This window comes from Bradyrhizobium sp. AUGA SZCCT0182, assembly GCF_018130185.1.
In the GTDB taxonomy this organism is placed as follows: domain Bacteria; phylum Pseudomonadota; class Alphaproteobacteria; order Rhizobiales; family Xanthobacteraceae; genus Bradyrhizobium.
The window spans coordinates 33,910-56,422 of sequence record NZ_JAFCLY010000055.1 but is presented as its reverse complement, the minus strand read 5'-3'; the positions used below and the strand labels follow the sequence as shown (position 1 = coordinate 56,422).

Sequence of the window (22,513 nt, the reverse complement as noted above, 5' to 3'; positions counted from 1 at the left end):
ACGACCTCCCATAAACCCCGCAACGCCCGCCTCGATCGCCCCATCTTAATCGAGGCACCGAGACTTACGACCCATACGCCGCGGCCGTTGTTGTTAGAAAAAGGCGTCTGCCGGCGCTGTCTCAACGAGAGGCCGCGGCGTATGGGTCCCGGATCGCGTTCGCTGCGCTCACTTGTCCGGGACGACGTGTTGAGATGTCCGGGCCCGTCGCCGCGTAAAGGTTTGATAAGCCAAAGCCTGAGAATTCGGACGCTGCGCTTCCGGCTGTGGTAAATTGCCTTCACGGATTTTGCCCCAACCGCCATTTGCATGACGATCGTGAACGACCGGACCATCACCCCGCCGATCCATGATCCCGAGCTCGACCGCCGCGTCAAAAGCGCCGGCGCGAGCAAGACGGTTTATGCGCTGGTCACCCCCGAAACCGAAGCCGCCAAGAATTTCATTCTCGGCAACGCGGTTGCTGGCCCCGACGCCGCGCGGCGTCATCATCTCGAACAATTCCGCGACGCCTGGACCGGAAAGCAATTCGCCTCGCATGAAGCCTTCATCGATCGCTGGATGGCGTGGGCGGCGCCCGTGGTCGCGATCGATGCGGCCGGTTTTCCCTGGCGATATCCGACCGCCGGCGGCAGCGAAGCGCTGTTTCACGTCATCACCGCCTACGGCAATCGCGCCCGCGTCGAAAAATTCAATCCCGAGGTGCACGTCTTCGCCGGCGAGTATGAAGGCTACAAGGCCTATGCCGAAGCCTGCGGTATCGCGGTGATCGAACATCGCCGCGCCGAGTGGCAAGCCGTCGGCCGCGCGCTTCCGAAAAATGCCGTGTTCTGCCTGAGCCAACCCTCCGCGATCGACGGCAATGTCTGGCCGCACGCCAATGATTTCCTGGCCCTGCTCGCCGCCACCGAAAAGCCCCGCGTGCTGCTCGACGTCACCTATGTCGGCTCCATTGCCGAAGCGCCCGCCGCGAAAGTTGCCGCCGACAGTCCGGCGGTGCAGGCGCTGGCGTTCAGCCTGTCAAAACCGTTCGGGGTCTATTACGACCGCATCGGCGGCATGCTCTGCCGGAACGCGATGCCGAGCCTGTTCGGCAATCAATGGTTCAAGAATCTCACTTCGCTGCAGCTCGGCTTGATCTTGCTGGAGCGTCACGACGTCTTCGATCTGCCGCGCCGCTACAAAACCGTTCAGCGCGAGGCAGCGATTCAAATCGGCCGACGCCTCGGGCTGACGCTCTCGCCCTGCGACGTCACCGTGCTGGCCCAAGCAGAAGCCAACGCCACCGACCCTGCGCTGGCGGATTTCCTGCGTCGCCCCGCCGGCGATCCCGATGCAGGCTTGCGGCTGTGCCTGACGCCTGCGATGGCCGAAATGATCGGAACCGCCGGGCCGATCGCCGCTCCTGGAGGCGCATCGTGAAAAACCCGGTCATTCTGACGGATACAAAAGAGATTCACCGCCACGTGCACGGTCTGTGGCGTAGCGCGCCGATCCGCGCCTCGCACACCGATCGCGGTTTCATCCACGACATCGTCGAGCAGTTCGCAAGCCTGCCGCGGCTGTTCTGCGACTCCACCGACGACAGATTGGAGCGTGCGCATTTCTGCTCATGGTGGGGCGTCACCATGAATCGCGCTTACGACAATCCCGCGATCGAGGACCTCTATCGCCTGCACGAGATGTTCCACGCGGCGTTCATGCCCTACTTTCCCGGCATCGGTTTTGATGCCTTCCACCGCAAGATGGAAGACAATGAACTGAAGGCCAGCGTCTGTTCGGAGATCCGCGTCTATTTCGAACTGCCGCATCTGCGCGAGCAGGCCTTTGCGCATCCGATCTATGCCGATCGCTATTTGTCCGATCCCTCGATGCAGACGCTGTGGGCCAAGAACAAGCCCGTTGCGATCGAGACGCTGCAGGAAGCGCGGCGCGACGTGATGTTTTCAAAACCCGAACACGAGATGGATCTGACGGAGCGCTGGATCCGCCGCTTCGCGCTACAGAACCGTCAGTGGTCGACCTGCTGGTACGATCAATACCTCGAGATCGAGAGCCACATGTTCGAATTCCAGATCAAGGCGTTGCGGGGTGATCGCTCGGGCGCGATCGCGGAGCATGCGGCCTGGATCGAGGCGCAGGCCGGTCAGGATGCCGAGGATCACATCCCCTACCGCCAGGAAGCCGCGCTGTTCGCCAACATCTATTGGAGCAACCGGCGCCGTTACGAGGCGGAATTCGCGAACGCGATGGGCTAAAGCGTTTTCAAGCGAAGTGGGTACCGGTTCGCGTGAAGAAAACGCGTCAAAAAAAACCTAATACTTACGCGCCAAAACTTTTCGGCGAGCCCGCAACCGGCGTGCCGCCGCCCTGGCCCACCTTCATGACCGCAAGCCCGCGTTCATTGCTGCCGTCGGAGCGGAACCTGAACAGCCCGTCGATGCCGGCAAAGCCGGACGGATTGGTCAGCGTTTCCGGCGCGAAACGTTGCGGACCTTGCGTGCGCGACAATGCGGCGACGAGCGCGACCGCGTCATAGGCGAGCGTCGCGGTGCGCACCGGCTCGCCGCCATATTTGGTACGGTAGCGGCCCGCGAAACTTCGGAAACCCGACGGGTCCGGCGCCGCATAGAGACCGCCCTGCAGCGCCGGGCTCGCGAACACCCGCGGATTGTCCCACAGGCCGGTGCCGAGCAACTGGATGTTGCGCAAATTCACGCCTGCCGCGGTGAGCGCATCCGCCGTGGCCACCACCGAATCGCCGTCATCGGCCATGAACAGCGCGTCGGCCTGACCGAGCGACTGCGAAACGGTGCGCACGGCGGCCGAACGATCGGCGCCATATTTTTCGAACGCGACGATGCGGCCCTTGCGCGCCGCCGCCTGCTTGAAGGCGCCTTCCACCACATTGCCATAGGCGTTGTCGGGCAGCAGCGCCGCAAAGGACTTCTTGCCGATGCCGGCCGAGTAATCGACGATGCGGTTGACGTCGGACTCCGGCAGGAAGCTGAGCAGATAGACGCCGCGGCCGGCCACGCTGGAGTCGGTCGAGAATGCAATCACGGACACGCCCTTCGTGCGCGTCTGCTGAGCGACCGCGGGAACCGACTGCGCAAACAGCGGGCCGAGGATGATCTCCGCGCCTTCACCGAGCGCCTGCTGGGTTGCCTGGCTGGCGCCTTGCGGGCTGCCGCCGTCATCCTTGATCAGAAGCTGGATGTTGGGATTCTGGAACTCGGCCAGCGCCATTTCGGCGGCGTTCTTCATCGACTGCGCGGCGACGCCGGCATTGCCGGCGGCCGAGAGCGGCAGGATCAGGCCGACCTTGACCTGCCCGGTGCCGACCGCGAGCGGCTGCTGCTGCGGGCCCGCGGGCCCGGCCTCGGGTTGCGGTGAGGAGAACGGGTTGGAAAACTGGCCAAAACTCTGCTGCACGCTTGAGCAGGCGCCGAGCAGCGGCGCACCGAGAATTAAGCCGACCGCCGTCCGCCGGGTTGCCCCTGACGGCTGAGGTTTGCGAATGAGCGGGCCCACCATCGTATCTCTTCTCTTGACCGACCTGGATCGGCCAGTCCTTGAACCTCAAGGACTTGAACCTCAGGACCTGAATCCTAAGGCTCCAACCTCCGGAATAAAGGCGGGCGGATTCAGGCATATTGTCGGCGAATAGTTAACCAAAACAAAAGGATTAGGGTCCCGCGGGCGCAACGCCGGTTGCGGATACCTGCCCCCTTCCCGTGATGCTAGCACCAACGTTGCCACCGCACTGTGGCGCTGGCGCTACTACCACTGTGTTCCGGTTCTGATCTTATCAGAACCGGAACACCCGGTCTTTGTACTGACGCGTTTTCTTCACGCGAACCGGTATCCACTTCGCTTGAAAACGCTTTAGATTGGCATGATGCGCGCAAAAACCAGCTCCAACTACGGGCCTGAAGCCGAACCGGGTTCTGTGATCAGGACATTTTCGATTGGCGGCCATGTCCTGACCGCCCCAAAGCCGGTTCCCGGGCTCTATCTGGTGGCCACCCCGATCGGCCACCTCGGCGACATCACGTTGCGTGCGCTTGAAACCCTGGCCGGCGTCGACATCATCGCCTGCGAGGACACCCGCATCACCCGCCGCCTGACCGAGCGTTACGTGATCTCGGCGCAACTCAAGCAGTATCACGAGCACAACGCCGCGATGGCGCGGCCAAAGATCCTGGAAAAGCTGGCGCAGGGCGCCTCGATCGCGCTGGTCTCGGACGCCGGCACGCCCCTGATCTCCGATCCCGGCTTCAAGCTGGTGCGCGAGGTCTGCGCCGCCGGTCATGCCGTGATCGCGATACCCGGCGCCTCCTCGGTGCTGACGGCGCTATCGGTCGCAGCATTGCCCACCGACCGGTTTTTCTTCGAGGGATTTTTACCCGCCAAGCAACAGGCGCGCCGCACGCGGCTGGCAGAACTTGCCCGGATCGACGCCACGCTTGTCATGTTCGAATCCGGCAACCGCATCGCCGACACGCTGGGCGACCTCGCCGACATCATGGGCGAGCGCGACGCCGCGATCTGCCGCGAACTGACAAAACTGCATGAGGAGATCTCGCGCGCGCCGGTCGCCGAACTGGCGAAGCTCGCCGATACGCTGGAGACGCGGGGCGAATTCGTGCTGGTCGTCGGCCCGCCCCGGGCGGATGCACTTGTCATGACCGAGGCTGATCTCGATGACCTGCTACGCTCCTCGCTTGCGCAGGACAGCGTCAAGGATGCGGTCGCCCATGCCGTCGAACTGTCCGGCCGCCCGCGCCGCGAAGTCTATGCCCGCGCGCTCGAGCTCGCGAAAGAATTCGGGATGGAGAGGACGATGGCGAAGACTGACGGCGCCACGCCGCCCGACGCGTCCACAAAACTCGCCGCGCCGGAGCGGGTCGCCGCCTTCCAGACCGGGCTTTCGGCCGAGACCCGCGCCGCCGCGTTCCTGATGGCCAAGGGCTACCGCATTCTCGCCAAGCGTTTCAAAACCCCCTATGGCGAGATCGATATCGTCGCCAAGAAGCGCAATCTGATCGCCTTCATCGAGGTCAAGGCGCGAGCCCGCCTCGATGATGCCGCCTATGCGGTGACGCCGCGCCAACAGGCCCGCATCATCGATGCCGCGCAGGCCTGGCTGATGGCGCATCCCGAGCATGCCGAATTCGAGCTGCGATTCGACGCCATCCTGATTGCGCCGCGGCGATTGCCACGCCATCTGTTAGCGGCATTCGACGCCAGCGTTTAAACCACCCCTTCCACAGACCCGGACCCGCCCCATGAAATTGAATGTCGCCGTCCAGATGGACCCCATCGCGCGTATCAACATCCGCGGCGATTCGACCTTTGCCTTATTGCTGGAAGCGCAGAAGCGCGGCCACGCGATCTCCTATTACACGCCGGACCAGCTCTCGCTGCGCGGCGAGGAACTGGTGGCGCCGGTGCAGGTGCTGACCGTACGCGACGAGCCCGGCAATCATTTCACCCTCGGCGAGCCCAAGCGCACGGCGCTTGATGGCTTCGACGTCATCCTGCTGCGGCAGGATCCGCCGTTCGATCTCGCCTACATCACTTCGACGCATCTGCTGGAGCGCATCCACCCCAAGACGCTGGTCGTGAACGATCCCGCCAGCGTGCGCAACGCGCCGGAAAAACTGTTCGTGCTGAACTTTCCGCAGCTGATGCCGCCGACGCTGATCTCGCGCGACATCAATGAGATCAATTCGTTCCGCGACGAGCATGGTGCCGTCGTCATGAAACCGTTGCACGGCCATGGCGGCGCCGCGGTATTTCGCGTGATGCCGCAGGACATGAACTTCGGCTCGCTGTTCGACATGTTTTCCGTCACCTTCCGCGAGCCCTGGGTGATCCAGCGTTTCCTGCCCGAGGTCAAACACGGCGACAAGCGCATCATCCTGGTCGACGGCGAATTCGCTGGCGCGGTCAACCGCGTGCCGGCCGCTGACGATCTGCGCTCCAACATGGTGCGCGGCGGCGCCGCCCAGGCCACCGACCTCTCGCCGCGCGAACGCGAGATCTGCGCCACGCTGGGACCGCATCTCCGCGAGCGCGGCCTGCTGCTGGTCGGCATCGACGTGATCGACGGCAACCTCACCGAGATCAACGTCACCTCGCCCACCGGCATCCGCGCCATCGCCCGGCTCAACGGTCCTGACGTCGCTGCAATGGTTTGGGACACCATTGAGGCGAAGCGGGCCGCGAAATAATCTTCTTCGCGGTTGTGCGCCTGCACACCACACCTGCACGCCTGTCAGGCGTCTAATCCTACTTGCCAATTTCGAGGCGCGGGAGCAGCCTGTAGCCGCGGATGAATCTGTCCGGCCACAACGCAGTTCTACAAAAACACTGGAGGAAGACGCATGACGATGGACGTATCGCGACGGTCCCTGCTTGCTCTCGGCGCAGGACTTGGTGTTGGCCTCGGCGCCTCGACCATGCTCGGCGGCAGCGCGCTGGCCAAGGCACCCAAGCTCGGCACGCAGACGCCTTACTGGCACCGCTTCGTTCTCGGTGACGCCGAGGTAACCGTGGTCTCCGACGGCCCGCTGCCGCTCGGCCCACCCAAGGGCACCTTCGTCGGCGTGTCCGACGACGAAGTGAAGAAGATGCTGACCGACAACTTCCTCGACGCCGAAAATGTCGTGCTCGAGCAGAACTCGCCGATCGTGAACACCGGCGACAAGCTGATCCTGTTCGACACCGGCATGGGCACTTCGAAAGCGTTCGGGGCGACCACCGGCCGCCAGCAGAAGAGCATGGCGGAAGCCGGCATCAAGCCGGGGGATATCGACGCCGTGGTGTGCTCGCATGCGCATATCGACCACATCGGCGGCCTCGTCGGCGCCGACGACAAGCCGCTATTCCCGAACGCGCAGGTCTACATCACCCAGAGCGATTTCGAGTTCTGGACCGATGAAGGCAAGCTCGGCAGTCCGCTGAAGGATTTTGTGATTCACGCCCGCAAGAATTTGATGCCGGTGCGCGACCGCATCGTCTTCATCAAGGACAACCAGGAATTCCTGCCCGGCGTGACCGCGATCGCGGCCCCCGGCCACACCGTGGGACACACCATCTTCATGGTGAGCTCGAAAGGCAAATCCTTTGCCTTCCTCGGCGACCTCACCCACCACCCGATACTGCTGTTGGAAAAGCCGCGGATGCAATTCTCCTACGACTCGGATCCGAAGCAGGCGGCGGACACCCGCGTGAAACTGCTCGACATGATCGCGGCCAACAAGACCCCGGTCATGTCCTATCATTTCGCCTGGCCCGGCTTTGGTCACATCGGCAAGACCAGCGAAGGTTTCCATTACTATCCGTCGGCGATGGTGATGAACCTTTGAGCTGCAATTATTCGGGGCCGGCCGTGCTGGCCCCGAATACCGCCGGGCTGAACCCGGCACTAGGGATCGACCCTAGACTGGCGTAAGCAAGGTTCAGCGAATCCTGACCCTGACGCTATCTAGGAGAGCCCCGTGACCGACCAACCGAACCCCAAGCCGGGCGACCTCGTCTATGAAGACACCGGAGCCGCCGCCCCGCTGGTCTATTTCGACATCGTCGGCGCCTACGGCACCATGAACGGCTCGGTCGAGATCGAACTCGCCACCCGAATTCTCATTCCCAAAACTGACGGTTCGACCGAGGTGAAATTCATCTCCTCAGGCCGCCTGCGCTGCAGCCAGAACGCCGCCGTCAATTTGCGCAACGGCCTCGATGCCGCGCTGAAGATGCTGGAGCCGCCGACGCCGAATATGGCGGTGGTTGCGGCGAGTAAGCTGAATTGAGGGGCGTCGAGACGGTGGAGGCAATCTCCAAGCCCCCTTTGTCGGACCACGGCTCATGTTGTTTGTGGTAATCCTAAGCGACGATGGAGCAGCAAGCATCTCAGGTTTCTTCACCACTCTCGTTGGTCCTGCTTCCGGGGCTTGATGGATCGGGTCGCCTCTTTGAATGGTTTGTCAAAGCACTGCCCCCAACGCTCAAGCCACAAATCATCTGTTTTCCGAAGCATGAGGACGACTATGGGGCGCTCGAAACCGACGTCTTGCGTTTGCTGCCTCAAGGCCAGCCGTTCGTTATTCTTGCTGAAAGTTTCTCCGGACCCCTTGCGCTACGCGTGGCAGCGATCGGGCATCCGCATCTAATCGCAGTCATTCTCGTTGCGAGCTTCGCGTCGCGGCCCGTCGCTTGGATGCCGCGCTTTGCAAGACACATCCTGCGTCCGCTCCTTTTCCGATTGCCGGGTCAGGTTCTTCTCATGAGATGGTTCTTGTTCGGCTACAGCGCTCCAGTCGCATTGATTGAGGGCACAATTGATTGTCTCAATTCGGTCGACCCGGCGGTTCTGGCTGGTCGAACGAAGGCAGCGCTTACCGTTGATGCTACGGAGGCATTCCTACGGTGCCCCGTGCCGATACTCTATCTCGGCGGGATACAAGACCGGTTGATCACTCCTCAAACGTCTGAACGATTGAAGTCGCTACGCCCCGACCTTGAGTGCGTAATGTTGGATGCGCCGCATTTTCTTCTGCAACGAGCACCTGCCGCAGCGGTCAAAGCAGTGACCGACTTCCTATGGCGCCTGAAGCCGGCTGGTCGTCATCGTGATTGGCGGGACCGCAGCATAGCCATTTGCCAAAAGATCAAGATGTTCCCGTATTGTTCTTGTGTTCCTCCCCCGGTTCCGCTACCCTCGGTAGAGGCAAGGGGTCGGCATGGTTCAGCGGGTTTCTACCGTAGCCTTTGAGGGGATCGAGGCCCGCGCGGTCGACGTGCAGGTGCAGGTCGCGCACGGGCTGCCGGCGTTTGCGATCGTCGGCCTGCCCGACAAGGCGGTTTCCGAGGCGCGCGAGCGGGTGCGTTCGGCGCTGATCGCTTCGGGGCTGGCGCTGCCGGCACGGCGGATCACTGTCAACCTCGCCCCCGCCGACGTGCCGAAGGAAGGCAGCCATTACGATCTGCCGATCGCGCTCGGCCTGATGGCCGCCATCGGCGCGATCCCGCCCGACGCGCTCGCCGGTTTCACGGTGCTCGGCGAACTCGGGCTCGACGGATCGATCGCGCCGGTCGCGGGCGTGCTGCCGGCGGCCATCGGCGCCAATTCACGCGACGAGGGCCTGATCTGCCCCGCGGCCTGCGGAACGGAAGCGGCCTGGGCGAGCCCGGACATCCAGATCATCGCGGCGAAATCGCTGATCCAGATCGCCAACCATTTTAAAGGCACGCAGCTGCTGTCGCGGCCGCAGCCGAAAGTCCACGAGCGCGAGGAAACGCTGCTCGACTTGCGCGACATCAAGGGCCAGGAGAGCGCAAAGCGCGCGCTGGAGATCGCGGCGGCCGGCGGACATCATTTGCTGATGATCGGCTCGCCCGGCGCCGGCAAATCGATGCTGGCGGCGCGGCTGCCCTCGATCCTGCCGCCGCTGTCGCCGTCGGAACTTTTGGAAGTCTCGATGATCGCCTCCGTCGCCGGCGAGATCCGCGACGGCGCATTGACCGCGCGGCGGCCATTTCGGGCGCCACATCATTCCGCCAGCATGGCCGCGCTGACCGGCGGCGGGATGCGCGCAAAACCCGGCGAGATCTCGCTGGCGCATCAGGGCGTGCTGTTCCTCGACGAATTGCCGGAGTTCGATCCGCGCGTGCTGGACTCGCTGCGCCAGCCGCTGGAAAACGGCGAGGTCGCGGTGTCCAGGGCCAATCACCGCGTCACCTATCCGGCGCGCTTCATGCTGGTCGCGGCGATGAACCCGTGCCGCTGCGGCCATGCCTATGAGCCCGGCTATTCCTGCAAGCGCGGACGGATCGATCGCTGCACAGGGGATTATCAGGTGCGCATCTCCGGCCCGATGATGGACCGCATCGATTTGCGCATCGAAGTGCCGGCGGTGACCGCGGCCGACCTGATCCTGCCGCCGCCGAGTGAAGGCTCCGCCGAAGTCGCCGCCCGTGTCGCCGCCGCCCGCGACGTCCAGCTCGCGCGCTACGCCGCCGCCGGCATGCCGCATGTCCGCACCAATGCCGAAGCCCCCGCGTCGCTGCTGGAGACCATCGCGCAGCCGGATGCGCAGGGACAAAAGCTGCTGCGCGACGCCGCCGAGACCATGAAGCTGACCGCGCGCGGCTATCACCGCGTGCTGCGCGTCGCCCGCACGCTGGCCGACCTCGACGGCGCGGACAAGATCGGCCGTCTGCATCTGGCGGAAGCGCTGTCGTATCGCGCATTGGCCGATGATTCGCGGCGCGCGGCGTGACGGTCTCGTGTATGGGTAGAGCGCAGCGAAACCCATCAACTCCATCGCAAGTCAGCGATGGGTTTCGCTGAGCCTGTCATCGGGCGCGCATTCGCGCGACCCGTTGGCTCTACCCATCCTACGAGGTCCCGGGCTTGCGCTTCCAAATCAGAAAGCCGAAACAATTCAGTTGCGGTTGTTGCCTTAGGACTGTGCCGGACCCGCAGTCGCCAAGTCGTCACTCTGGCACCACGTAAGCCGTCCCGGCGGGCCGCTTTCTAATCTTGTCGCGACAAATTGACACCACGGGCAAATCAGTTCTGAGTTTCAGAAATCGTGTCAAGTAGAAAATTTCTGTAAATCAAAAATTTTTCTGTTGTCGGCCGGCCCAAATCAGTGCGCATCTATCGCCATCCCGTCCTGGTCAGAAGGGCGTCGGCCGTCGTCACGGACGTTGGGCGGGTTGCGGTGGACGCTGGTTTACGCTGAGACGACGGCGTGGATAAGCGTACGGCAAAACCGTGTGGTCCTGGCGCCCGTTGCAGGCGTCAAGCTGTCGGAGAAGCGCAAGCGGGAACGGCGGCGACGGAGTCAACCAAGAACTCGTCTCCGGGGAGATCACGGCATAAGCCGTAAAGCCACTGCGCAGGGAATGTCGGATGTTCTCCGCTGCCCTGTATGCTCGTGTGCATTTTGTTTTGTGCAAACCGCACGCGAGACCGCGGGTGCAGCGCGCATCCGGCATTCCCTGCGCCCTCTCAATTTGGAGGGCGGGAAGTTTCTGGCAAAGCTCGGGCACGTCGTGCCGCGAGATCGCGAAGGCATGTTTGCGATGACCCATCCACGTCGTCCCGGCGAACGCCGGGACCCATACGCCGCAGCCCATCAGTGAGAGCGCTGGCGTTAGAGACCTTCTGCAAAATGGGCATCATGCGGCATGGCTCCCGGCGTTCGCCGGGACGACACGTGGAGCGAGCGAAATCTCCTCCCATAAACCCCGTAGTAACGAGTTTTCTTTACCCTCTGCCAACCATAAGCCCCCTGTCGCGGGCTTGTGCTGAGTGGGTAGTGTCATGTTGCGTTTCAAGGTTCTGGCCTCGGTGGTTCCGCTGGCCGTCGTCGCCCTGTTCGCCCGCGGCGAGTTCTCGACCGGTCCGCGCCCCTGCATCGAGATCGCGGGCGCTTCGCTCCAGATCGCGGCCCTGTCCTGGCAGGCCGAACGTCACGTCAGTTTCACCAGCGATCCCGGCCGCGCCACCGTCCGCGTCCAGATCTCCGACAGCGCGGAAGCGGCGGACTTTACCGTCATCGACGACATCGACAGCACCGAGCCCGGCGCCTGCGAAAGCCGTTCGCCGCCGCAGCTGGTCGCGATTTCCAGCTCGCCGTCGCCGTCCGAGCCCGTCATCTATCTCTCAACGGAGGGACCCGCCGATTACCGCATCTTCGTGCGCTCGAAGAGCTTTTCGGCGCGCGACGCCGCCGCCCTCATCGTCAGCGCCCGCGGCGCACAGCCGCGCGTCGTGGCCGCCTCGCTGTGAGTTAACACTTCATCAACCCTGTTTTTATCGCACCCGCGAAAGGCAGCCCGCCTCAAGCACTTTTCAAGGTCGGCGACGCATCGTCTGGCGGGAAGCACCGGGCGAATCGAGCCGCCTCAATTCGAGCAAACAATCTCAGGGTAACTGACGATGGGGCGGACTTACCGGATTAAACTATACTTCCGCCGCTTTGGCCGCCGGCATCCCTGGGTCAGCTTCACGCTTCGCTCCTTCATCGTCTTTTCCGCCACCTTTGGCGGCGCCTACGGCTTCATAACCGCAAGCCGCTCGGAAATATCCGGCTACAATCCGCATACCTTTGCGATCGGCATCAGTTTCCTGTTCGCGATCGCCTGCGTCGCGCTGGCAGCCCAGAGCGCCCGGTTTCGCTTCCTGCGCAAGAAGATGCAAAAGGTCGCCTTGCACAATGAAGCGATGGCGGACCGGAACTGGGAGTTACAGGAAGCCGAGCAGCGCACCCGCCGCCTGTTCGAATCGCAGGGCGATTTGATCATCCTGCGCAACACCGACGGCTGCATCACCTTCGTCAACGATGCCTATTGCGAACTGGCGCAAGCGCCGCGCGAGGCCCTGATCGGCAGCACCGCCACGCTCGAAGTTCTGGAACAAGGCGACAGCGTGCTGGAATGGAACGGCACCCGCATCCATGACCAGAAGATCGCGGGCCCCGAGGGCGCGCGATGGATCGCCTGGCGTGAAGCGCTGGTGCGCAACGATGCCGGCGGGCCATCCGAAATGCAGAGCGTCGGCCGCGACGTCACCAACCGCACCGAGAGCGAGCGAGCGCTCGCCGAAGCCCGCGACCAGGCCGATGCCGCCAGCCGCGCCAAGTCGCGCTTCCTCGCCATGGCGAGCCACGAGATCCGCACGCCGCTGAACGGCATCATCGGCATGAGCGGGCTGCTGCTGGATACGCCGCTGACGCCGGAACAGACCACCTACGTCAAGGCGGTGAAGACCTCCGGCGACGCGCTGCTGTCGCTGATCGAGGAACTGCTGGATTATTCCAAGATCGAGGCCGGCAAGATCGACCTCGAACATCGCGCCTTCGCCCTGCCGGAGCTGATCGAGGGCATCACCGAATTGCTGGCGCCGCGCGCGCAGGCCCGCAAGCTCGAGATCGCCGCCTATATCGACGAGCGCCTGCCGATGGAAGTGGTCGGCGATGCGGCCCGGCTGCGCCAGGTGCTGCTCAATCTCGCCGGCAATGCGATCAAGTTCACCGCGACCGGCGGCGTCGCATTGATTGTCGAGCCCGGCATCCGTCCGGGTGAAGTCAGCTTTGTGTTGCGCGACACCGGCATCGGCATCGCGCCCGAGGCGCAGGAGCGCATCTTCCGCGAATTCGAGCAGGCCGACGACCGCATCGCGCGCAGCTATGGCGGCACCGGATTGGGCCTCAGCATCAGTGACCGCATCGTCAAGCGGATGGGCGGCCGCATCACGCTGGAGAGCAAGCCCGGTATCGGTTCGACGTTCGAGGTGACGATCCCGCTGCCAGCTTCCGAGGCCGGCACGCCGAAGACGTTTGCCGCACCCGACCTGACCGGCCAGTCGGTCATGCTGGTGTCGCCGCAGGGCATCGAGGCCTCGTTGACCGCGCGGCGGCTGCAGCGCTGGGGCGGCCAGACCTGCATGGTTTCCGACGCCGACGTCGCCCAGGCGCTGTTGCCGGAGCGGCTCTGGCACGCCATCCTGATCGATCACGCGCTCGGCACCAAAGCCATCGAGGCGTTCGGCGAGGCCGCACGGCTGCACGCCACACAGCGCATCGTGATGTTCACGCCGGCGACGCGGCAGGAGTTGCAGCCTTCCGCGGCATCCCCCTTCACCGGCTATCTGGTCAAGCCGCTCCGCGCCGCCTCGCTCGCGGCGCGCCTGACGGCCACGCCCGAGATCTCGGCGCCGAGCGTCGTCAGCGATGCCATGACCGGCCTGGATGAGCCTGCTCCGACGCCGGCGCCGGCGAGCAAGGGGCTTTCGATCCTGGTCGCGGAAGACAATGAGATCAACGCGCTGTTGATGCGCTCCTTGCTGAGCCGGCTGGGGCACCAGGCGGTCATCACCACCAATGGCGAAGAGGCGCTGGAATCCTGGCTGTCGGCCAAATCAGCCGGCGCGGGCTATGATCTGGTGCTGATGGACATCCAGATGCCGCAGCTCAACGGCATCGAAACCACCAAGCGGATGCGCACGCTGGAATCCGGCCTGCCCGGACGCCGGACGCCGATCCTGGCGCTGACCGCCAACACGCTGGTGGAAGACCGCTACGCCTGTTTTGAAGCCGGGATGGATGGTTTCCTGATCAAGCCGCTCGATCGCGAGAAACTCGCCGAGGCGATCGCGGGTCTTGCAGCTTCGCGTCACATCGCGGCGTGATATCAATCGTAGGATGGGTTGAGCTCTTCGCGAAACCCATCAATGACTGGCGACGAAGCTGATGGGTTTCGCAAGGGCTCAACCCATCCTACGAAGCTAGCTACAGCCGCCGCAACGCCACCGTCTCGACGACGTGATCGGCGCCCTTCTTGAGGATCAGCGTCGCGCGCGGCCGGGTCGGCAAAATGTTGTCTTCGAGATTGGCAAGGTTGGTGCGTTCCCAGATCGCCAGCGCGGTTGCCGTCGCCTCCTCGTCGGAGAGCAGAGCATAACGATGGAAGTAGGACCGCGGATCGGTAAACGCCGTGTCGCGCAGCGCGAGGAAGCGCCGCACATACCATTGGCGCAGCACCGCCTCGTCGGCGTCGATATAGACCGAGAAGTCGAAGAAGTCGGAGACCACAGGAACCGCCTTGCCGTCGCGCGGCAAGCGGCCGGTCTGCAGCACGTTGACGCCCTCGACGATCAGGATGTCGGGGCGGTCGACCTCGATCCACTTGTTGGGGACGATGTCGTAGGTCAAATGCGAATAAACCGGCGCGCGCACCGGCCGCCGGCCGGCCTTGATGTCGCTCAGGAACGACAGCAGCATCGGCAGGTCGTAGCTCTCGGGAAAGCCCTTTTTCTGCATCAGGCCCTGCCGCTCGAGCACGGCATTCGGAAACAGAAAACCGTCGGTCGTCACCATTTCGACCTTGGGCCGCGGCGACCAGCGCGCCAGCAGCGCCTGCAGCACGCGCGCGGTGGTGGATTTGCCGACCGCTACCGAGCCTGCGACGCCGATGATATAGGGCACCTTGCGGTCGCGAATGCCGAGGAACTGGCGCTGCGCCTGGTAGAGCCGCAAGGTCGCATCGACATAGATCGACAGCAACCGCGACAGCGGCAGGAAGATGTCCTCGACCTCCTGCAAATCGAGGCGGTCGTGCAGCGAACGCAGCCGTTCGAACTCGCCCGGCTCCAGCGTCATCGGCGTGTCGTCGCGCAACCGCGCCCACTGCTCGCGCGTGAAGATCCGGTAGGGGTTGTATTGCTGGTCCGTCGCCCGAATATCCATGGCGTCGCCTCTTGCTCAATCGCGCTTGCGCGCGGCTTTTTCTTCCAGCCCGGACTGGTTGGTACGTTGCCCGAGCGCGGTCTCGACTTCTTCCAGCGTCACGCCGCGCGCTTTGAGCAGCACCAGCAAATGAAACAGCAAATCGGCGCTTTCGGCGATCAAATGGTCGCGATCGTTCTCGACGGCCGCGATCACGGTCTCGACCGCTTCCTCGCCCAGCTTCTTGGCGCAGTGCTCCGCGCCCTTGTCGAGCAACTTGCGGGTGTAGGACGCCTCTCCCCCCGATGCGGCCCGAGCATCGATGGTGGCGGCCAGATCATGAATGGTGAAACGTGGCATCAACTGAACTCAACAATTGCGCCGGCTGAAGGCCCGCGCCATCCCAAGACTGGACTTAGCACTTTTGTGACGGGGAGTCGTCAGGGATCGAGCCGCATCGGCAGCCCGGCGCGCACCATGTGTTCCTTGGCTTGGCGAATGGTAAATTCGCCGAAGTGGAATATCGAGGCCGCCAGCACCGCGGTGGCGTGGCCCTGGCGGATGCCGTCCACGAGGTGGTCAAGGTTACCGACCCCGCCGGACGCAATTACCGGTACGGGAACACTGTCAGCGATCGCCTGCGTCAGCGGCAGGTCGAAGCCTTGCCGGGTGCCGTCCCGGTCCATCGAGGTCAGCAGGATTTCACCGGCGCCGAGCGAGACTACTTCCTGGGCGTATTCGATGGCGTCGATCCCGGTCGAATTGCGCCCGCCATGGGTGAAAATCTCCCAGCGGTCCGAGCCGCCGGCGCGCTTGACCCGCTTGGCGTCGATCGCGACCACGATGCACTGCTCGCCGAACTTTTCGGCCCCCTGCTTGACGAATTCGCGGTTGGAGACCGCCGCGCTGTTGATCGAGACCTTGTCGGCGCCGGATCGCAGCAGCGTCTTGATGTCCTCGATGGTCCGCACCCCGCCGCCGACCGTCAGCGGCATGAAGCAGGCCTCCGCCGTCCGCCTGACAACGTCGAGCATGGTGCCGCGGTTCTCGTGGGTGGCGGTGATGTCGAGGAAGCAAAGCTCGTCGGCGCCGGCGGCGTCATACGCAATCGCCGCTTCCACGGGATCGCCGGCGTCGCGCAGATCAACGAAGTTGACGCCCTTGACCACGCGGCCGTCCTTGACGTCGAGACAGGGGATCACGCGGACCTTGAACATCGGGGACTCCCTAGGCGGCGCTGCGCGCGTTGCGGATCAGCGCCAATGCGGCAGCCGGGTCGAGCCGGCCGTCATAGAGCGCGCGGCCGGCAATGGCGCCCGCCAGCTTCTTGGCGCGCGGCTCCAGCAGCGCCTTGACGTCCTCGATGGAAGCAAAGCCGCCGGAGGCGATGACGGGGATCGAGATGCTCTCGGCCAGCGCAATCGTGGCGTCGAGGTTGAGGCCCTTGAGCAGACCGTCGCGCGCGATGTCCGTAAAAATGATCGCGGCGACGCCGGCATCCTCGAACCGCTGCGCGATTTCGAGCACGGTCACCTGCGAGGTCTCGGCCCAGCCTTCGACCGCGACCTTGCCGTCGCGGGCGTCGAGACCGACCGCGACGCGGCCGGGGAATTTTTTCGCGGCGCTCTTCACCAGTTCGGGATCGCGCACCGCCGCGGTGCCGATGATCACCCGCGCAATGCCCTTGTCGAGCCAGGCCTCGATGGTCTTGAGGTCGCGAATGCCGCCGCCGAGCTGCACTGGCATGCTGACCGCCTTCAGCATCCCTTCGACCGCCAGCGCGTTCATCGGCTTGCCGGCAAAGGCGCCGTCGAGATCGACGACATGCAGATATTCAAAACCCTGATCGGCGAAGGCCCGTGCCTGCGCCGCGGGATCGAGGTTGAACACGGTCGCCCGCGCCATGTCGCCCTGTTCGAGGCGCACGCACTGGCCGTTCTTCAGATCGACGGCGGGAAAAAGGATCACGGCTTCCATTTCAAAAAGTTCGAGATCAGACCGAGCCCAAAACGCTGGCTCTTTTCCGGGTGGAATTGCGTACCGATCGCGGTGTCCTTGCCGACCATCGCCGTTACCGGCCCGCCATATTCGGCGCGCAGCAGCACATCCGCTTCATGCGAGGCGTTGAGGTGATAGGAGTGCACGAAATAGGCGTGGCGGCCCTTCGGCCCCAGCGGCAGGCGCTCCAGCACCGGGTGCTCGCGCACCATGTCGAGCGTGTTCCAGCCCATGTGGGGAATTTTCAGATTCTCCTCGCGCGGCGTGATCTTCTCGACGTCGCCTGCGATCCAGTTGAAGCCGTCGGTGGTGACATGCTCCTTGCCGCGCGTCGCCATCAGCTGCATGCCGACACAGATGCCGAAGAACGGCCGCGCCTTGGAACGCACGGCTTCCGTCATCGCCTCGAGCATGCCGTCGACGGCATCGAGGCCCCTGCGGCAATCGGCGAAGGCGCCGACGCCGGGCAACACGATGCGATCGGCGCGAAACACTGCTTCGGGATCGCGCGTCACCATGATCTTCGGCGGATTTTCCATGCTCCGCGCAGCGCGCTCGAACGCCTTCGCCGCCGAGTGCAGATTGCCGGAGCCGTAATCGATGATCGCAACGCTCATCGTGATCCTCCCGGCTCGGGAAACAGGCCGATGATGCCGCCTTGCGGCATCGGCGGCGGCTTCGAGAATGGCTGTCCCGGAACGTTGCGGGTCGGCGGCGGCCCGCCGCGCTCAACCGCCCATTGGTCGTTGGTGAGGCCGCGCTGCCTTGCGGTCCAGCGATCGAAGAAGCGCTGCTCGGCGGCTTCCTCATCTTCGGCCACCACGATATCGAGCTGCCGCCAGTTGCGCCGCGAGAACGTCCAGCGCCGCAGGCTGGCCGCTTCAAAGCCCATCAGAAGCGCAACCAGGAAATTGGCGAACAGGATGGTACCACCGCCGGTGCCCAGCGCCCTCAGGCCGAATGCGATCGCAACTGTCAGCGCGATCCAGCCGATCAGCGCCAGCCACAGACGATGCCAGACAAGCCACGGCAGGCTCATCACCACGGCCCAGTAATGAAAGCCGTCACGGACGAAAATAAACCTGTCGGTCGCCGCCAGACCGGCGCCGCCATTGACCGGGGCATGCACTGTATAGACCGGCATCGTCACTCTCCGCCGCGAACCAGATCGAGCTGATTGGTCAGTCCGATCAGCCTTTTAGTTCAAGCATGGACCGTTTCGGGAAAACCGGTTCCCACTTTTCGCCAGCGGGGCCCTCCGGGTCCAGATCATGGTCCAAAATCAGCCGCCGAGCTGACCCTTGGTGGATGGCACTTCGCCCGCGGTTTTTGGATCGATGGCAACCGCCGTACGAAGCGCCCGGGCCAAACCCTTGAAGCAGGATTCGGCGATATGATGGCTGTTCTCGCCATATAAGGTTTCGACATGCAAAGTCACGCCGGCGTTGGTCGTGAACGCATTGAACCATTCGCGAACCAGCTCGGTGTCGAACTCGCCGATCTTGTCGCGCGGAAAATCCACCTTGAACACCAGCACCGGCCGGCCCGAAATGTCGATCACGACGCGCGACAGCGTCTCGTCCATCGGCATATGGATCGAGGCATAGCGGGTGATTCCGGCCATGGTGCCGAGCGCCTGCTTCACGGCCTGACCCAGCGCGATGCCGACGTCCTCGGTGGTGTGGTGGTGGTCGACATGGAGATCGCCATCCGCCTTGACCGTGATGTCGATGCGCGAATGCCGGGCCAGGAGGTCGAGCATATGGTCGAAGAAGCCAATACCGGTCGAAACCTTGGACACGCCCGTGCCGTCGAGGTTTACCGCCACCTCGATGTCGGTCTCCTTGGTCTTGCGCTTGATGGTCGCTATGCGCATGAAATGTGCTTTCCTTTGCCTCTTCCCGGCCGAAAACGCGGCCCTTTTAACAGGCCGAAGTCGCCTTCGCCACTGCGGGATCGTGCTTAAAAGGCTCAACTTCCCCCTATAGTGACCAAATCCGACCGATTGTAACGGTGCGCTCGAGCCCCTAAATCTGGTCGGACACGAGGTATTCCATGCAAGCATCCCCCAACGAGCCGTCGGTCTGGCACGGCACCACCATTTTAACGGTCCGCAAGGGCGGCAAGGTGGTGATCGGCGGCGACGGCCAGGTCTCGATCGGCCAGACCGTGATCAAATCCAACGCCAAAAAGGTCCGCAAACTCGGCAAGGGCGACGTCATCGGCGGCTTTGCCGGCGCCACCGCTGATGCCTTCACCCTGTTCGAGCGGCTGGAGAGCAAGCTGGAGCAGTATCCGGGTCAATTGACCCGCGCCGCGGTCGAACTCGCCAAGGACTGGCGCACGGACCGCTATCTGCGCCGCCTGGAAGCGATGATGATCGTCGCCGACAAGGACGTCTCGCTGGTGCTGACCGGCACCGGCGACGTGCTGGAGCCGGAGGCCGGCGTGATGGCGATCGGCTCCGGCGGCAATTATGCGCTGGCCGCCGCCCGTGCACTGATTGATACCGACAAGGACGCCGAGGCCATCGTTCGCCGCGGGCTGGATATCGCCGCCGATATCTGCGTCTACACCAACCGCAACGTGACCATCGAGGCGCTGGGCGGCTGATTGATGGCGGCTTACGTCTTTCGCGCCATGACCTCAGCGGATCTGCCGGTGATCCGGCAATGGCTCGCGCATCCCCATGTCCGGGAATGGTGGGGCGATCCGGACGAGCAATATGCGCTGGTCAGCGGCGATCTCGACGAGCCGGCCATGGATCAATTTGTCGTTTCGACAAACGGCGCCGATTTCGGCTACATCCAGTGTTATGATCTTACCGCCTGGAATTCCGGCTTCGGCACTCACCCCAAGGGCACCCGTGGCATCGATCTCTTTATTGGTGAACCCGGCATGATCGAACGCGGCCATGGCTCGGCGCTGATTCGAGCCTTCGTCGACGCGCGGCTGGCGCATGGCACGCCGCGCATGGTCACCGACCCCGATCCCGCCAACCACCGAGCCGTGCGCGCCTATGAGAGGGCTGGATTCGAAAGAGCCCATATGGTCGATACACCCGATGGTCCTGCGCTGCTGATGGTTCGCAACCCATGACCACCGACAGCGCCGCCGCACGGCCTCCCCTCGCCAACAGTGTTACGGCCTGGCACTGGCTGCTGATGGCCGCCGGCATCCTGGTGCTGCAGGCCTCGATCCTCTATGCGATGGGCCGCCTGCCGATCTGCGCCTGCGGCTACGTCAAGCTCTGGCACGGCGTGGTGCAGAGCTCGGAAAACTCGCAGCACATCGCCGACTGGTACACGCTGTCGCACATCCTGCACGGCTTCCTGTTTTATGGAGCTGCCCATCTTCTGTTTCCACGTCTCGCCTGGCCCGCACGCCTGATACTTGCGATGCTGGTCGAGGGTGCTTGGGAGCTGGTCGAGAATTCGAGTTGGATCATCGATCGCTATCGGACCGGCACCATCTCGCTGGACTATTTCGGCGACACCATCGTCAATTCGATTTCCGACAATTTCGCCATGATCGGCGGTTTCCTGTTGGCTAGGAAGTTACCGGTCGCGGCCACTGTGGCGCTGGCACTGGCGTTCGAAATCGTGTTGGCGCTGCACATTCGCGACAATCTGGCGCTGAACATCATCATGCTGCTCTACCCCTTCGAGGCGATCAAGCAATGGCAGGCCGGCCCGCCGATTATCTAGAGCACGATCCGAAAAGTGGGTACCGGTTTTCCCTCGGGACAAACGCAAAGCGTTTGCCCGGAGGTCATGCTAAGAAGATTGGACTTCCAGCCGCCTTGCCGTGAACGAAATTTCACCCTAGCTAAAGCCAATGACCGACTTTTCCCCCCGTGAAATCGTCTCCGAACTCGACCGCTTCATCGTCGGCCAGTCCGACGCCAAGCGCGCCGTCTCGATTGCGCTGCGCAACCGCTGGCGGCGGCTGCAGCTCACCGGCAATCTGCGCGAGGAGGTGCTGCCGAAGAACATCCTGATGATCGGGCCAACCGGCGTCGGCAAGACCGAGATCGCGCGACGGCTGGCGAAATTGGCTGGCGCCCCCTTCATCAAGGTCGAAGCCACGAAGTTTACCGAGGTCGGTTATGTCGGCCGCGACGTCGAGCAGATCATCCGCGATCTCGTCGAGGTCGCGATCTCCCAGACCCGCGAGCGCAAACGGAAAGACGTGCAGGCCCGCGCCCAGCTCGCGGCCGAGGAGCGCGTGCTCGACGCGCTGGTCGGGCCGGCTTCCAGTCCTGCCACCCGCGATTCGTTCCGCAAGAAGCTGCGCGCCGGCGAACTCAACGACAAGGAAATCGAAATCGAGACGTCGTCATCGGGCGGCATGCCGATGTTCGAAATCCCGGGCATGCCCGGCGCCCAGCTGGGTGCGATTTCGATCGGCGATATCTTCGGCAAGATGGGCGGACGGACCAAGACCCGCCGCCTGACGGTCGAGAGTTCGCACGAGACCCTGGTCAACGAGGAATCCGACAAGCTTTTGGACAGCGATCAGCTGGTGCTGGAAGCGATCAACGCGGTCGAGAACAACGGCATCGTGTTCCTCGACGAGATCGACAAGATCTGCGTGCGCGACGGCCGTACCGGCGGCGATGTCTCGCGCGAAGGCGTGCAGCGCGACCTGCTGCCGCTGATCGAAGGCACCACCGTCTCGACCAAGCACGGCGCGGTCAAAACCGACCATATCCTGTTCATTGCGTCCGGCGCGTTCCACATTGCGAAACCATCGGACCTGTTGCCCGAGTTGCAGGGCCGGTTGCCGATCCGGGTCGAACTGGAAGCGCTGACACGCGACGACATGCGCCGCATCCTGACCGAGCCGGAGGCGTCGCTGATCAAGCAATATATCGCGCTGATGCAGACCGAAGGCGTCACGCTCGACATCACCGACGGTGCCATCGACGCACTGGCTGACGTCGCGGTCGCCGTCAACTCCACCGTGGAAAATATCGGCGCGCGGCGCCTGCAGACGGTGATGGAGCGCGTGCTCGACGAGATTTCCTTTGCCGCCCCGGACCGCCACGGCGAGACCATCAAGGTCGATGCCGACTACGTGCAGAAGCATGTCGGCGATCTCGCGAAGAACGCGGATTTGAGCCGGTTTATTTTGTAGCAAATTGTCGTCCCGGCCTAGTGCGCAATTGCGCACGGGAGCCGGGACCCATAACCCCGGTCATCTATAGTTGGAAGACGCCATCGGCCATTGTGCTAAAGCAACCACGGCCGCGGCGTATGGGTCCCGGC

22 protein-coding genes and 1 pseudogene are annotated in these 22,513 nt (G+C 63.6%); 15 read left to right on the top strand and 8 right to left on the bottom strand.

All coding sequences use genetic code 11. The annotated features are described in order from the left end of the window. The first annotated feature begins 309 nt into the window (after positions 1-309). Positions 310-1,422, top strand: a complete 1,113-nt coding sequence (locus tag JQ611_RS36595; protein ID WP_212468184.1) for an aminotransferase class I/II-fold pyridoxal phosphate-dependent enzyme — start codon at positions 310-312, stop codon at positions 1,420-1,422. Further along, the gene (locus tag JQ611_RS36590; protein ID WP_212468183.1) at positions 1,419-2,258 is read left to right on the top strand and encodes a hypothetical protein; all 840 of its coding nucleotides are present in this window, start codon (positions 1,419-1,421) and stop codon (positions 2,256-2,258) included. Before JQ611_RS36595 ends, JQ611_RS36590 begins: the two co-directional genes overlap by 4 nt. A gap of 64 nt (positions 2,259-2,322) precedes the next feature. Here the strand turns inward: JQ611_RS36590 and JQ611_RS36585 are convergent, their stop codons facing one another. After that, on the bottom strand, positions 2,323-3,537 hold the full coding sequence (locus JQ611_RS36585) for a penicillin-binding protein activator (RefSeq protein WP_212468182.1): 1,215 nt from the start codon (positions 3,535-3,537) through the stop codon (positions 2,323-2,325). A gap of 364 nt (positions 3,538-3,901) precedes the next feature. Here JQ611_RS36585 and rsmI point away from each other — a divergent pair. The 9 genes and pseudogenes from rsmI (at position 3,902) to JQ611_RS36545 (ending at position 14,209) form a co-directional block, all read left to right on the top strand. After that, a pseudogene (gene rsmI, locus JQ611_RS36580) lies at positions 3,902-4,860 on the top strand (16S rRNA (cytidine(1402)-2'-O)-methyltransferase). After that, positions 4,835-5,260 (top strand): YraN family protein, encoded by a 426-nt coding sequence (locus tag JQ611_RS42185; RefSeq protein WP_312012346.1) that lies wholly within the window; start codon positions 4,835-4,837, stop codon positions 5,258-5,260. The pseudogene rsmI and the gene JQ611_RS42185 overlap by 26 nt, the downstream one beginning before the upstream one ends. 31 nt (positions 5,261-5,291) lie before the next feature. Next, a complete protein-coding gene (gene gshB, locus JQ611_RS36575; protein WP_212264133.1) occupies positions 5,292-6,239 on the top strand; it encodes a glutathione synthase in 948 nt (315 codons plus the stop codon). Between the two features lie 153 nt (positions 6,240-6,392). Beyond that, entirely contained in the window at positions 6,393-7,376 is a 984-nt protein-coding gene (locus JQ611_RS36570) for an MBL fold metallo-hydrolase (RefSeq protein WP_212264134.1), read from the top strand. A gap of 132 nt (positions 7,377-7,508) precedes the next feature. Further along, complete coding sequence (locus JQ611_RS36565; RefSeq protein ID WP_212264135.1) at positions 7,509-7,820, top strand: hypothetical protein; 312 nt, start codon at positions 7,509-7,511, stop codon at positions 7,818-7,820. Positions 7,821-7,903: 83 nt separating this feature from the next. Beyond that, positions 7,904-8,782, top strand: a complete 879-nt coding sequence (locus JQ611_RS43180) for an alpha/beta fold hydrolase (protein WP_212468180.1) — start codon at positions 7,904-7,906, stop codon at positions 8,780-8,782. Beyond that, positions 8,751-10,289, top strand: a complete 1,539-nt coding sequence (locus JQ611_RS36555) for a YifB family Mg chelatase-like AAA ATPase (RefSeq protein ID WP_212468179.1) — start codon at positions 8,751-8,753, stop codon at positions 10,287-10,289. Before JQ611_RS43180 ends, JQ611_RS36555 begins: the two co-directional genes overlap by 32 nt. 1,052 nt (positions 10,290-11,341) lie before the next feature. Continuing rightward, a complete protein-coding gene (locus tag JQ611_RS36550) occupies positions 11,342-11,809 on the top strand; it encodes a hypothetical protein (RefSeq protein WP_212264138.1) in 468 nt (155 codons plus the stop codon). 150 nt (positions 11,810-11,959) lie between these two features. Beyond that, entirely contained in the window at positions 11,960-14,209 is a 2,250-nt protein-coding gene (locus tag JQ611_RS36545) for a PAS domain-containing hybrid sensor histidine kinase/response regulator (protein WP_212264139.1), read from the top strand. Positions 14,210-14,309: 100 nt separating this feature from the next. On the opposite strand, the gene coaA is transcribed toward JQ611_RS36545, so the two are convergent. The 7 genes from coaA to hisB form a co-directional block, all read right to left on the bottom strand. After that, positions 14,310-15,266, bottom strand: coding sequence for a type I pantothenate kinase (gene coaA / locus JQ611_RS36540; RefSeq protein ID WP_212031935.1), 957 nt, complete (start codon positions 15,264-15,266; stop codon positions 14,310-14,312). Between the two features lie 15 nt (positions 15,267-15,281). Then, positions 15,282-15,605: a phosphoribosyl-ATP diphosphatase gene (locus JQ611_RS36535; RefSeq protein WP_192736143.1), complete on the bottom strand. Its 324-nt coding sequence runs from the start codon at positions 15,603-15,605 to the stop codon at positions 15,282-15,284. Positions 15,606-15,685: 80 nt separating this feature from the next. Beyond that, entirely contained in the window at positions 15,686-16,462 is a 777-nt protein-coding gene (hisF, locus tag JQ611_RS36530; protein WP_192736142.1) for an imidazole glycerol phosphate synthase subunit HisF, read from the bottom strand. A gap of 10 nt (positions 16,463-16,472) precedes the next feature. Beyond that, positions 16,473-17,222 (bottom strand): 1-(5-phosphoribosyl)-5-[(5-phosphoribosylamino)methylideneamino]imidazole-4-carboxamide isomerase, encoded by a 750-nt coding sequence (gene hisA, locus JQ611_RS36525; protein WP_212468178.1) that lies wholly within the window; start codon positions 17,220-17,222, stop codon positions 16,473-16,475. Further along, positions 17,210-17,860, bottom strand: coding sequence for an imidazole glycerol phosphate synthase subunit HisH (gene hisH, locus JQ611_RS36520; RefSeq protein ID WP_212386243.1), 651 nt, complete (start codon positions 17,858-17,860; stop codon positions 17,210-17,212). Before hisH ends, hisA begins: the two co-directional genes overlap by 13 nt. Continuing rightward, positions 17,857-18,387: a DUF2628 domain-containing protein gene (locus tag JQ611_RS36515; protein ID WP_212468177.1), complete on the bottom strand. Its 531-nt coding sequence runs from the start codon at positions 18,385-18,387 to the stop codon at positions 17,857-17,859. The genes hisH and JQ611_RS36515 overlap by 4 nt, the downstream gene beginning before the upstream one ends. Before the next feature lie 138 nt (positions 18,388-18,525). Further along, positions 18,526-19,119, bottom strand: coding sequence for an imidazoleglycerol-phosphate dehydratase HisB (gene hisB, locus JQ611_RS36510; protein ID WP_192736138.1), 594 nt, complete (start codon positions 19,117-19,119; stop codon positions 18,526-18,528). Positions 19,120-19,298: 179 nt separating this feature from the next. Here hisB and hslV point away from each other — a divergent pair, with 179 nt between their 5' ends. The 4 genes from hslV to hslU all read left to right on the top strand — a co-directional run bounded on the left by hslV (position 19,299) and on the right by hslU (position 22,382). Beyond that, positions 19,299-19,856 carry an ATP-dependent protease subunit HslV gene (gene hslV, locus JQ611_RS36505; RefSeq protein WP_192736137.1) on the top strand — a complete coding sequence of 186 codons (558 nt, stop codon included), beginning with the start codon at positions 19,299-19,301 and terminating at the stop codon, positions 19,854-19,856. A gap of 3 nt (positions 19,857-19,859) precedes the next feature. Beyond that, the gene (locus tag JQ611_RS36500) at positions 19,860-20,342 is read left to right on the top strand and encodes a GNAT family N-acetyltransferase (RefSeq protein WP_409363263.1); all 483 of its coding nucleotides are present in this window, start codon (positions 19,860-19,862) and stop codon (positions 20,340-20,342) included. Beyond that, positions 20,339-20,950 (top strand): DUF2585 domain-containing protein, encoded by a 612-nt coding sequence (locus JQ611_RS36495; RefSeq protein ID WP_212264144.1) that lies wholly within the window; start codon positions 20,339-20,341, stop codon positions 20,948-20,950. Before JQ611_RS36500 ends, JQ611_RS36495 begins: the two co-directional genes overlap by 4 nt. Positions 20,951-21,080: 130 nt before the next feature. Further along, positions 21,081-22,382, top strand: a complete 1,302-nt coding sequence (gene hslU, locus JQ611_RS36490) for an ATP-dependent protease ATPase subunit HslU (protein ID WP_212264145.1) — start codon at positions 21,081-21,083, stop codon at positions 22,380-22,382. The last annotated feature ends 131 nt before the right edge of the window (positions 22,383-22,513 follow it).

Excerpts from the sequence above, each read along its gene's own strand:
- JQ611_RS36595 (WP_212468184.1), top strand. The coding sequence starts at position 310 with ATGACGATCGTGAACGACCGGACCATCACCCCGCCGATCCATGATCCC.
- JQ611_RS36585 (WP_212468182.1), bottom strand. The coding sequence starts at position 3,537 with ATGGTGGGCCCGCTCATTCGCAAACCTCAGCCGTCAGGGGCAACCCGG.
- JQ611_RS42185 (WP_312012346.1), top strand. The coding sequence starts at position 4,835 with ATGGAGAGGACGATGGCGAAGACTGACGGCGCCACGCCGCCCGACGCG.
- gshB (WP_212264133.1), top strand. The coding sequence starts at position 5,292 with ATGAAATTGAATGTCGCCGTCCAGATGGACCCCATCGCGCGTATCAAC.
- JQ611_RS36570 (WP_212264134.1), top strand. The coding sequence starts at position 6,393 with ATGACGATGGACGTATCGCGACGGTCCCTGCTTGCTCTCGGCGCAGGA.
- JQ611_RS43180 (WP_212468180.1), top strand. The coding sequence starts at position 7,904 with ATGGAGCAGCAAGCATCTCAGGTTTCTTCACCACTCTCGTTGGTCCTG.
- JQ611_RS36555 (WP_212468179.1), top strand. The coding sequence starts at position 8,751 with ATGGTTCAGCGGGTTTCTACCGTAGCCTTTGAGGGGATCGAGGCCCGC.
- JQ611_RS36550 (WP_212264138.1), top strand. The coding sequence starts at position 11,342 with ATGTTGCGTTTCAAGGTTCTGGCCTCGGTGGTTCCGCTGGCCGTCGTC.
- JQ611_RS36545 (WP_212264139.1), top strand. The coding sequence starts at position 11,960 with ATGGGGCGGACTTACCGGATTAAACTATACTTCCGCCGCTTTGGCCGC.
- coaA (WP_212031935.1), bottom strand. The coding sequence starts at position 15,266 with ATGGATATTCGGGCGACGGACCAGCAATACAACCCCTACCGGATCTTC.
- JQ611_RS36535 (WP_192736143.1), bottom strand. The coding sequence starts at position 15,605 with ATGCCACGTTTCACCATTCATGATCTGGCCGCCACCATCGATGCTCGG.
- hisF (WP_192736142.1), bottom strand. The coding sequence starts at position 16,462 with ATGTTCAAGGTCCGCGTGATCCCCTGTCTCGACGTCAAGGACGGCCGC.
- hisA (WP_212468178.1), bottom strand. The coding sequence starts at position 17,222 with ATGGAAGCCGTGATCCTTTTTCCCGCCGTCGATCTGAAGAACGGCCAG.
- hisH (WP_212386243.1), bottom strand. The coding sequence starts at position 17,860 with ATGAGCGTTGCGATCATCGATTACGGCTCCGGCAATCTGCACTCGGCG.
- JQ611_RS36515 (WP_212468177.1), bottom strand. The coding sequence starts at position 18,387 with ATGCCGGTCTATACAGTGCATGCCCCGGTCAATGGCGGCGCCGGTCTG.
- hisB (WP_192736138.1), bottom strand. The coding sequence starts at position 19,119 with ATGCGCATAGCGACCATCAAGCGCAAGACCAAGGAGACCGACATCGAG.
- hslV (WP_192736137.1), top strand. The coding sequence starts at position 19,299 with ATGCAAGCATCCCCCAACGAGCCGTCGGTCTGGCACGGCACCACCATT.
- JQ611_RS36500 (WP_409363263.1), top strand. The coding sequence starts at position 19,860 with ATGGCGGCTTACGTCTTTCGCGCCATGACCTCAGCGGATCTGCCGGTG.
- JQ611_RS36495 (WP_212264144.1), top strand. The coding sequence starts at position 20,339 with ATGACCACCGACAGCGCCGCCGCACGGCCTCCCCTCGCCAACAGTGTT.
- hslU (WP_212264145.1), top strand. The coding sequence starts at position 21,081 with ATGACCGACTTTTCCCCCCGTGAAATCGTCTCCGAACTCGACCGCTTC.